The organism is Streptococcus sp. 449_SSPC, from assembly GCF_001073005.1.
GTDB lineage: Bacteria > Bacillota > Bacilli > Lactobacillales > Streptococcaceae > Streptococcus > Streptococcus salivarius_F.
The window spans coordinates 1-11,844 of record NZ_JVGR01000014.1 but is presented as its reverse complement, the minus strand read 5'-3'; the positions used below and the strand labels follow the sequence as shown (position 1 = coordinate 11,844).

General features: G+C 39.9%; 2 protein-coding genes. Both read right to left on the bottom strand.

The genetic code is table 11. From position 1 onward, the window contains the following. Positions 1–3,900, bottom strand: a 3,900-nt coding sequence (locus ADH51_RS09790; protein WP_152904283.1) for a Rib/alpha-like domain-containing protein, incomplete at its 3' end; no start/stop codon positions are given. A gap of 417 nt (positions 3,901–4,317) precedes the next feature. Beyond that, on the bottom strand, positions 4,318–11,844 hold a 7,527-nt coding region (locus ADH51_RS02375; protein ID WP_048674176.1), incomplete at its 5' end, for an SspB-related isopeptide-forming adhesin.

Genomic DNA, 11,844 nt, shown 5'->3' with positions numbered 1-11,844 from the left:
TGTTGTGTCGACTGGTGTCTTGTATTCAAAGGTTGTTCCACTTGGTAGGTCTGAGACATTGCCGATTGAACCTTTAGCGTCTGGTGTTTCGCCTACGTTAACGGTTTGATCCTTAGCAGTTGGTGTGTTCTTATCCGCATCCGTACGTGGATCTACGACTGTTACCTTAACAGGAACTTCATCCTTAGAACCATCTGGATAAGTCACAACAACTGTTGCGTCTTTTTCACCAACTGTTGTTGTGTCGACTGGTGTCTTGTATTCAAAGGTTGTTCCACTTGGTAGGTCTGAGACATTTCCGATTGAACCTTTAGCATCTGGTGTTTCGCCCTTGTTTACTGTTTGATCCTTAGGCGTTGGTGTATTCTTATCTGCATCCGTACGTGGATCTTTAACAGTTACCTTAACTGGTACTTCGTCTTTAGAATCGTCTGGGTAAGTGACAACAACTGTTGCGTCTTTTTCACCAGCTGTTGTTGTATCTACTGGTGTCTTGTATTCAAAGGTTGTTCCGCTTGGTAGGTCTGAAACATTGCCGATTGAACCTTTAGCGTCTGGTGTTTCGCCTACGTTAATGGTTTGATCTTTAGCAGTCGGTGTATTCTTATCCGCATCTGTGCGTGGATCTTTAACAGTTACCTTAACTGGTACTTCATCCTTAGAACCGTCTGGATAAGTGACAACAACTGTTGCGTCTTTTTCACCAACTGTTGTTGTATCAACTGGTGTCTTGTACTCAAATGTAGTGCCATTTGGTAGATCTGAAACATTGCCAATTGAACCTTTAGCATCTGGTGTTTCGCCGATGTTAACAGTTTGATCCTTAGCTGTTGGCGTGTTCTTATCCGCATCTGTGCGTGGATCTTTAACAGTTACCTTAACTGGTACTTCATCCTTAGAACCGTCTGGGTAAGTCACAACGACTGTTGCGTCCTTCTCACCAGCTGTTGTTGTATCTACTGGTGTCTTGTATTCAAAGGTTGTTCCACTTGGTAGGTCGGATACATTGCCAATTGAACCTTTAGCGTCTGGTGTTTCGCCTACGTTAACGGTTTGATCCTTAGCAGTCGGTGTATTCTTATCCGCATCCGTACGTGGATCTACGACAGTTACCTTAACTGGTACTTCGTCTTTAGAGCCATCTGGGTAAGTCACAACAACAGTAGCGTCTTTTTCACCAACTGTTGTTGTATCTACTGGTGTCTTGTACTCAAAGGTTGTTCCGCTTGGAAGGTCGGAAACGTTACCAATTGAACCTTTAGCGTCTGGTGTTTCACCGATGTTAACGGTTTGATCCTTAGCTGTTGGTGTGTTCTTATCAGCATCCGTACGTGGATCTACGACTGTCACCTTAACTGGAACTTCATCCTTAGAACCGTCTGGATAAGTGACAACAACTGTTGCGTCTTTTTCACCAACTGTTGTTGTATCTACTGGTGTCTTGTACTCAAATGTAGTGCCATTTGGTAAATCTGAAACGTTGCCAATTGAACCTTTAGCGTCTGGTGTTTCGCCTACGTTAACGGTTTGATCTTTTGCAGTTGGTTCATACTTATCAGCATCTGTTTGTTTAGCCTTGATTTCAATTGGGACATTGACTGTTTCAGTTGTTCCATCAGGATATGTCACAAGCATTGGCACATTTACCAAGCCAGGAGTCGCATTGGCAGAAGTCTTACTTGTGATAGCCCCTGTACTTTCATCAACAGAAACAGAGTCAATTCCAGCTGGAAGTGTGCCAGCTTTGAAAGTTGTACCAGAAGGCACAGATACTTCCTTACCTTCGACATCACGTACAAGTGGAATTTGTGGCTGAGTTGTGTCTCCAGCAGTGACTACTGATTTACTGTAAGTCACATCATAAGTTTGATTCTTAGGTGCATTAACAATCAATAGGTTAGTATCAAGGAAGGCATTTGCATATGACCCTTGATGAACCCCTTCGGTATTACCTTTCCAGCTACGTTGGATAGCATTCAAGTTTGGTTTAACACCACGTTCCATCCATTGCTCAAAGAGAAGCATGCCGTTATTTTTCTTGATTTCAGCATTCAATTTCTTAGCCAATTCAACTGAATCAACTGTGTCTTTAATCTTGTAAGAAATTGTATATGAACCAAGTTGTCCTGAAGCTGTTCCAAGGATATTTTTGTCAATATAATTACGAACCTTATCAACATCACTTTGTGATGGATTAGATTTTGTCGCAATACTAATGGCATCTGTATTACGTGTATCAAGTTTCCCTGATGCATCCATGACAACCTTGGTTTTTTGAACACCACTTACAGCAGAGCCATCCGCATCAGATTTGTAAATATAAGTTTCATTCAAATCAAGATATGGCAAGAGACTCTTAGGCAATTCTTGTTCAATATAAGGCACAGATTGGAAGGTATTTGAACCTAAGTTCACAACACCCATAGCCGCAGATACTTTCATGGTATAAACCAATTCAATTGAATCTGCCTTACCATCGCTTGTAAAACGTGGAAGTACTTTTAGAGTTGGTTGTGTATTCACACCCTTACCAGGAGTTCCTGTGAAGGCGTTGGTCAAACCATTATCAGACGCAGTTTTCTTAGCGTTATCTGATGCAATAAACCATGAGTTGTCAATACTTTCACGAACCAGTTTATTAGGAATTACTCTACCGTAGTCCTTACCTGTAATCCATGCAGATGAGAATGACAATGGTGTGTTTGCAAGTCCAAGATCGTTTAAGGTCTTGCCATTTTTCAAGGTAATAGTAATTGGGTGGTCATAAGCTGCCCCAATACCACCAGAAGCTACAGTGTTGTTGGCAATTGGAACTGACCAAACTGAACCATCTTCATGAGGTGTAAAGCTTTGTGCACTTCCTGATGCCGTTGGTTTGATTGTGATTTTTTCAATATTTTCATAGAAGGTTGGATTTTGGAAGTTCAAAATCATATGAGCTCCAAGAGGGAAAGCTTTATCCTTAGCCCATCCACCCGCAAGACGCGTCCATGATGTCCCAGTAAGAGAGATGGTACCATCGTCATTGACTTTATTAAACTCAACACCAGCGTTCTTAACAACGTAAGGAGATTCCTTATCAGTTGTGATACCAGTAGTGTCAAATTTATTAGTAATTGTAAGTGATGAATCACTAGGTTTAATGACACCATTTACAGTACTTGGTGAGACAATTAACTGTTTCGTAGCATTTTTACCAGACGCATCTGTAGCTGTTGCTACGACAGTACCACCTGCTGATGGACGTTTGAAGGTATAAACACCATCTGCCCCGTTAATTGAGACTTCTTGACCATCTACCGTTACCTTAACAGTTGAAGCCGCATCTGTACGAATTGTAACATATTCGTCACCAGCTTCAATTGAAGTTGATACATTCTTAGTAGATGCTTCTGTTGCAGATGTAGATGCTGCAGCAGGAACCGCACGACGTGAACGAACGCGTGGTTTTTCAGCTTCAGAAGAATTACTTGCTTGAGCAGCCTCTGAAGTCGATGCTTGTGCAGTTTCAGAAGTTGGAGCTGCTGATGTGCTTGCTGCTTCTGATGTTGCTGCAGCTTGTGATGTCGCGCTCTCCGTAGTTGTTGCAGGCGCTGTTGACGTCGCAGGCGTTGCGACAGTAGCTGGTGCTTCAGCACTTGTTGCAGCTGTTGCACTTGCAACAGGATTTGTCGCTGCAGGCGTTGTCTCTGCGACTGTTCTAGTCTCGACTAAAGACGCCGTCGTTTCACCCGCTTCTGCTACTGGCGTAATCGGTGCAGCTGTCGTTTCAGTGTTTTCATCCGCTTGTGCAGTCCCACCAATCATAATAAGTGTTCCTAGCAATACCGAACAAACACCGATATTTAATTTACGGAGAGAAAAACGACTTTTCTTCTCATTGAATAAATCTTTACCCATAGTTCTCCAAAACAATTGGAATTCTAACTATCCAATTGCCCTTCCTAAAAATTTATTCTAATCCCCTTTCCATTATGTTATCAAAAAAATGTAAAATTTCAATATAAAATGTCATTATTTTATTATTTTCTTTTTTTATAATCTTTTCTAATATAAACATCTACTCACTTAAGTTTAGCTATTACAATATTTTTATAACCCGTTATAACTCCTTTTTATAAGTTATCCCCTGATTTTAAAATAATTCTATAAGTTTATTCATACTTATCCCTATAACTAATTTAATAATCAGAAAAATATATTTGTCAGATTATTTTTAGACACAAAAGAGACCCACCCCTATCGGGGTGAGTCTCTCTTTTCGAAAACTGAAATAGTCTAACTAACTATGTTGAGGGATTTAACCTATGAACTATCTTAGTCTTCTTTTTTGCGTTTTCCTGCCAAACCAAGTCCAGCTGCCGCAAGGATTCCTCCGAGAGCCATAGCTGCCATAGACGCATCATCACCTGTTTCAGGAAGTGCTGGTCCTTTAGGAGCTTCTGGTGTAGTTGGTGGTGTCACTGGTGGAACCACTGGAGTTGGAGGAGTCGGTGGTGTTGGAGGCGTAGTTGGTGGTGTAGTAGGAGGTGTGTTTGGTGGAGTTGTTGGTGGTGTATTTGGTGGGATAACAGTGTTGTTGAACTCAGTATCTTCTGGCAATTGAGAAGTTACTGTCAAGACTTTACCGTCTTTAGTTACTGAAACAACGACTGTAGCTACCATCTTATCGTAGGCAACAGTTGCATCGTTACCTTGTACTTCTTCTACTGTGTAGACGTGAGTACCTTCTTCACCACGTTTGTACTCAAGAGCTGAGAACTTGATCTTACCGTTAGCATCATTGCTTACAGTTTCAATCACATTACCCTTGCTATCTTTAAGTACGAAGCTAAACTCACCAGGTTTAAGTTCACGACCTTCAAGTTTCTTAGTGAATTCAAACTCAACTTTAGTTGGGATATTGACTACACGTTTTTCTGTTGGTTTTTCTGGTTTTTCAACAGATTTCTTAGTTGGGTCGTATTGGTGAACGATTTGTGACGCAGTATTTTCGATGTCTACACCATCTTTAGCAGTGCCTTTGATAGTTGCAGGAATATCGAACTTGTAGTAGCGTCCGAATGCCAATTTGGCAGTATCGATCACTTGTGTGTTTTCTGCATCGCCAAGTGACTTAGTAAGGTCAGCTTTAGATGTTGCAGTAATCACACCGTCAACGATTTGGATATCGAACTTAGCTGTCACATCTTCTCCTGTTACAGAGTCGTATGCTTTAATATCAGCAACATTGATGTTCAAGTTTTCGCTGTCATATTTATCTGTAACACCTACAGATTGGATATTGTGAGCGTCAGTGAAGTTAGTTGTGTCGAGCCATACTTGGTAGACAAACTTATCACCTTTCTTGAGTGTCTTAGTATTGATATTTTCAGCTTCGTTGTTAGCTGTGCTGTCAGCGTAAGGATCCTTGTTAGTATCGCCTACTTTATCTTTCAACTCAGCATCATCGTCAACAAGTTTCATACCAGTGATATCGAATTTCTCTTTAGAAACAACGTATTTCTCTGGTTGGAACTTAGGTTTTTCTGGTGGACGAACAGTGTTGTTAAATTCTTTGTCTGCTGGCTCGTTCACTTTAGTGATAAGAGCTTTCGCTGTACCATCGTGTGATACTTCAACAGAAACAAGAGCTTTCATTGAATCGTAAGAAACAGTTCCGTCAGTACCCTTAACTTCTTCTACAGTGTAGTTGTGAATACCTTCTTGACCTTTCTTGAATTCAAGAGCAGCAAATTTAACGTTACCTGCAGCGTCGTTCTTAACTGTTTGAAGGATGTTTCCATCTTTATCTTTAAGAACGAAGCTGAATTCGTTGGCTTTAAGTTCACGTCCTTCAAGTTTCTTAGTGAAGTTAAATTCAACTTCAACTGGGATGTTAACAACACGTTTTTCTGTTGGTTTTTCAGGTTTCTTAACAGTCTTACTTTGTGGATCGTATTGGTGAACGATTTGTGAGGCTGTATTTTCGATGTCAACACCGCCCTTAGCAGATTGTTTAATTTCTGCTGGGATTTCAAACTTGTAGTAACGTCCGAAGGCGAACTTAGTTGTGTCGATAACTTGTGTATTTTCTGCATCGCCAAGTGACTTAGTAAGGTCAGCTTTAGATGTTGCAGTGATTACACCGTTAACGAGAGTGATATCGAACTTAGCTGTCACATCTTCTCCTGTTACAGAGTCGTATGCTTTAATATCTTTAACGTTAACAGTCAAGTTTTCGCTGTCATATTTATCTGTAACACCTACAGATTGGATATTGTGAGCTTCAGTGAATTTAGTTGTATCCAACCATACTTGGTAGTATACTTTATCACCTTTCTTGAGTGTCTTAGTATTGATATTTTGAGCTTCGTTGTTATCAGTCTTATCAGCGTAAGGATTTGCATTAGTGTCTGCAACCTTATCTTTCAATTCGCTATCGTCATCGAGAAGTTTAACTCCTGTAAGATCGAATTTAGATTCGTTAAGGATGTATTTCTCTGGGTTGAAGTCTGGAGTATCTGGAGGAGTTACTTTGTTGTTGAACTCTTTATCAGCAGCATCTGTCACGTTAGTGATAAGTGCTTTAGCTGTTCCATCATGTTTAACTTCAACTGTAACAACAGCTTTCATACCGTCGTATTGAACTGTGCCATCAGTACCTTTAACTTCTTCTACTGTGTACTTGTAAGTACCTTCTTGGCCTTTCTTGTACTCAATAGCTTTGAACTTAACGTTACCTGAAGCATCGTTCTTAACAGTTTCGATGACATTTCCTGCTTCATCCTTCAATTGGAAGCTGAATTCGTTAGCTTTAAGCTCACGGCCTTCAAGTTTCTTAGTGAAGTTGAATTCAACTGAGATTGGAACGCTGTTTACACGTTTTTCAGTTGGTTTAGTAGGAATTTCTGTCTTCTTAGTTTGTGGGTTGTAGAAGTGAACTACTTGTCCAGCTGTATTTTCAATATCTACACCGCCAGGAACAGAGTCTTTAACAGTGGTTGGGATATCGAATTTATAGTAACGACCAAAGGCAAACTTAGTTGTGTCGATGATTTGAGTATTTGCATCATCTCCAAGTGACTTAGTGAAGCCATCTTTAAGGTTAGCAGTAATCATACCATTTTCAACTTTGATGTCGAATTTAGCTGTTACATCTTCACCTGTTACTGAATCGTAAGCTTTAATAGCTGAAGCATCAAGATCCAATTTAGTTTCATCGTAGTCATCAGAGATACCAACTGTTTGGATGTAATCCTTGTTGTTAGCGTCGAATTTAGTTGTATCGAGCCATACTTGGTAAACAAGTTTTTCACCACGTTTAACAGATTTAGTATTCATATTTTCAGCTTCGTTGTTTGATGCGTCATCGGCATATGGGTTCGCATTTGTATCTGCGTACTTGTCTGCCAATTCTTTATCATCATCAACAAGCTTGTTACCAGTGATGTCAAATTTCTCTTTGTTCACAACATATTTCTCTGGTTGGAACTTAGGTGTTTCTGGTGGAACCACCTTGTTGTTGAACTCTTTATCGTTAGCGCTTGAAGCGAATCCGCCTGTTGAAGCGTGGTTAACGACAGTTGTGAGAACCTTACCTTCCTTAGTAACTTCCACTGTTACAGTCGCTTTCATAGCATCGTAAGTGATTGAAGCATCTTTACCAGCTACTTCTTCAACTGTGTAAGTGAATGTCTTACCAAGATCATCTTTGTTGAACAAGAGTTTTTCAAACTTGATGTGACCATCTTTATCGTTGGTTACTGTTTGAAGAACCTTGTTGTCTTTGTCTTTCAATACGAAGCTGAACTCACCTGCAGTCAACTCACGTCCTTCAAGTCGTTTAGTATAGTTGAACTCGAGTGGAACTGGAACGTTGTTTTCACGTGTTTGAGTTGGTTTTTCAGGAGTTGTAACTTTCTTATTGAATGGGTTGTATTGGTGAATTGTTTGGTTGGCTGTATTTTCAATATCTACACCGTCGTTAGAATCAATATCTTTAACAACAGCTGGAATATCAAATTTATAGTAACGACCAAACTCAAATTTAGTTGTATCGATGACTGGAGTAGCATCTGTTGCGCTAATAGCTTTAGTCAAGCTTGCTTTAGATGTACCGTAGAGAACACCGTTTTCAACCTTGATATCGAACTTGTCAGTAACATCTGCACCAGTGATACCATCGTAAACCTTGATATCAGCAGCGTTGATGTCAAGTTTATCTTCTTCGTAGTTATCAGTGATACCAACAGTTTGAAGATTGCTTTCTGCTGTGAAGTCACGAGTATCAAGCCATACTTGATAGTAGATCTTTTGACCACGTTTGAGGGTCTTACCATTCAAGTTTTGGATTTCAACTTTATCAGCTGAATCGTCGTCATCAGCAAGTTTGTTACCAATGATGTCGAAGCTTGGTTCTGAAACAACGTATTTCTCTGGTTTGAAGTTAGGAGTTACGTTGTTATCGAAGACACGATCGTCACCACCATAAGCATCTCCACCTACTGTAGCGTAAGAGATAACTGTTGACAATTGATCTCCTACTGAAGGTTGGATAACTTGAACAGTAACATTGACTTTCATGTTATCGTAAGTAACAGTTGTATCAGTTCCTTTAACTTCTTCTACCGTGTAGTTGAATGTCTTACCAAGATCTGCTTTACCGTAGTTGATAGTAGAGAATTTAACTTTACCTTCGGCATCATTCTTAACAGTTTCAAGAACATTACCTTTTTCATCTTTCAATTCAAAAGTAAATTCTTTGTCTTGCAACTTACGTCCGTTAAGTGTCTTACCAAAGATCAACTCGATAGCAGTTGGAACGTTGTTAACACGTTTTTCAGTTGGTTTGTTTGGTTTTTCAACTGTCTTAGTAGTTGGGTTGTAGTAGTTTACAACTTGAGCTGCTGTATTTTCAATTTCAGCACCATCGTAAGCACCGTCAGTGACCTTAGCTGGGATGACAAACTTGTAGTAACGTCCAAATTCGAACTTAGTAGTATCGATAATTTGAGTGTTTTCTGCATCGCCAAGTGACTTAGTGAAGCCAGGTTTAAGGTTAGCAGTAATCACACCGTTAGCGATAGAGATGTCAAACTTGTCAGTAACATCAGCACCAGTCTTACCATCGTAAGCCTTGATATCAGCTACCTTAACATCCAATTTAGCTTCATCATAATCATCAGTGATACCAACAGTTTGGATATTATCCTTGTTGTTTGCATCAAATTTAGTTGTATCAAGCCATACTTGGTAGTTAATAGTGTCGCCACGTTTAACAGCTTTAGTATTGATGTTTTCTGCTTCGTTGTTATCAGCTTTATCAGCGTATGGGTTCGCATTTGTTTCTGCGTACTTATCTGTCAACTCTGCATCATCATCAAGAAGCTTAGTACCAGTGATATCAAACTTACCGTTACCATCGCTAAGAACGTATTTCTCTGGTTGGAACTTAGGTTCTTCTGGCGGAGTTACAGTATTGTTGAACTCTTTATCTGCTGGGTCTGTCACATTAGTGATAAGAGCCTTAGCAGTACCATCATGACGAACTTCAACTGTTACAACAGCTTTCATTGTGTCGTATGTAACGGTTGAGTCAGTTCCTTTAACCTCTTCTACTGTATACTTGTAAGTGCCTTCTTGACCCTTCTTATACTCAATAGCTGAGAATTTAACGTTACCTGAAGCATCATTCTTCACGCTTTCAACGACTTCGCCTGCTTCATTCTTCAACTCGAATGTGAATTCGCCTGCTTTAAGTTCACGACCTTCAAGTTTCTTAGTGAAGTTGAACTCTACTGAAACTGGAACGCTGTTAACACGTTTTTCAGTTGGTTTGTTTGGTTTTTCAACTTTCTTAGTTGTTGGGTTGTAGTAGTTTACTACTTGAGCCGCAGTATTTTCGATATCTACTCCACCTGCAACATCAGCTTTAACTGTTGCTGGGATATCAAATTTATAGTAGCGACCAAACTCGAATTTAGTTGTGTCGATGATTTGAGTGTTTTCCGCATCGCCAAGTGACTTAGTGAAGCCTGCTTTAAGGTTAGCTGTGATTACACCATTTTCGATTGAGATATCGAATTTATCTGTAACATCAGCACCAGAAACTGAATCGTAAGCCTTGATAGCTGATGCATCCACATCCAACTTAGTTTCATCGAAGTCATCTGTGATACCAACAGTTTGGATATTATCCTTGTTGTTTGCATCAAATTTAGTTGTGTCAAGCCATACTTGATAGTAGATAGTTTGACCACGTTTAACAGACTTAGTATTCAAGTTTTCAGCTTCGTTGTTTGAAGCATCGTCCGCATATGGGTTCGCATTTGTATCTGCGTACTTGTCTGCCAACTCTTTATCATCATCAACAAGTTTTGTACCTGTTACGTCGAACTTAGCTTCTCCAACTACGTATTTCTCTGGTTGGAACTTAGGCTCTTCTGGAGGTGTGACACGGTTGTTAAATTCTTTATCCGCAATGTCGCCAACAGTCGCGATAAGAACTTTGGCTGTTCCATCGTGTTTCACTGTAACTGTTACATTCGCTTTCATTGTGTCGTATGTAACGGTTGCGTCTGTTCCTTTAACTTCTTCTACTGTGTAGTTGTGTACGCCTTCTTGGCCTTTCTTGAATTCAAGAGCTTTGAACTTAACGTTACCAGCCGCATCATTGCTTACAGTTTCAAGAGTATTACCTTCTGAATCTTTAAGTACGAAGCTGAATTCGTTAGCTTTAAGCTCACGACCTTCCAAACGTTTAGTGAAGTTGAATTCTACTTCAACTGGAACGTTGTTAACACGTTTTTCAGTTGGTTTGCTTGGTTTTTCAACTTTCTTAGTTGTTGGGTTGTAGTAGTTTACAACTTGAGCCGCAGTATTTTCGATATCTACACCGCCAGGTACATCAGCTTTCACTGTTGTTGGGATGTCGAACTTGTAGTAACGTCCAAAGGCGAATTTAGTTGTGTCGATAACTTGTGTGTTTTCTGCATCGCCAAGTGACTTAGTGAAGCCTGCTTTAAGAGTTGCAGTGATCACTCCACCTTCAACTGTGATATCGAATTTATCTGTTACTTCTGCGCCTGTTACTGAATCGTAAGCTTTGATCTTAGTAGCATCAAGGTCCAATTTAGCTTCATCGTAGTCATCTGAGATTCCTACTGATTGGATGTTGTCCTTGTTAGCTGCGTCAAATTTAGTTGTATCCAACCAAACTTGGTAAACCAACTTGTCGCCACGTTTAACAGTCTTAGTATTCAAGTTTTCTTTTTCGTTGTTTGAAGCATCGTCAGCGTATGGGTTCGCATTGGTATCTGCGTACTTGTCTGCCAATTCTTTATCATCATCAACGAGCTTGTCACCAGTGATATCGAATTTCTCTTCAGAAACAACATATTTCTCTGGTTGGAACTTAGGCTCTTCTGGAGGTGTTACACGGTTGTTAAATTCTTTATCCGCAATGTCGCCTACAGTTGCGATAAGAACTTTAGCTGTTCCATCGTGTTTAACTGTAACTGTTACATTCGCTTTCATTGTATCGTATGTAACGGTTGCGTCTGAGCCTTTAACTTCTTCTACTGTGTAGTTGTGTACGCCTTCTTGGCCTTTCTTGAACTCAAGTTTAGAGAACTTAACGTTACCTGAAGCATCGTTGCTTACAGTTTCAAGAGTCTTACCTTCTGAATCTTTAAGAACGAAGCTGAATTCGTTAGCTTTAAGTTCACGACCTTCCAAACGTTTAGTGAAGTTGAATTCCACTTCAACTGGAACGTTGTTAACACGTTTTTCAGTTGGTTTTTCTGGTTTTTCAACTTTCTTAGTTGTTGGGTTGTAGTAGTTTACTACTTGAGCCGCAGTATT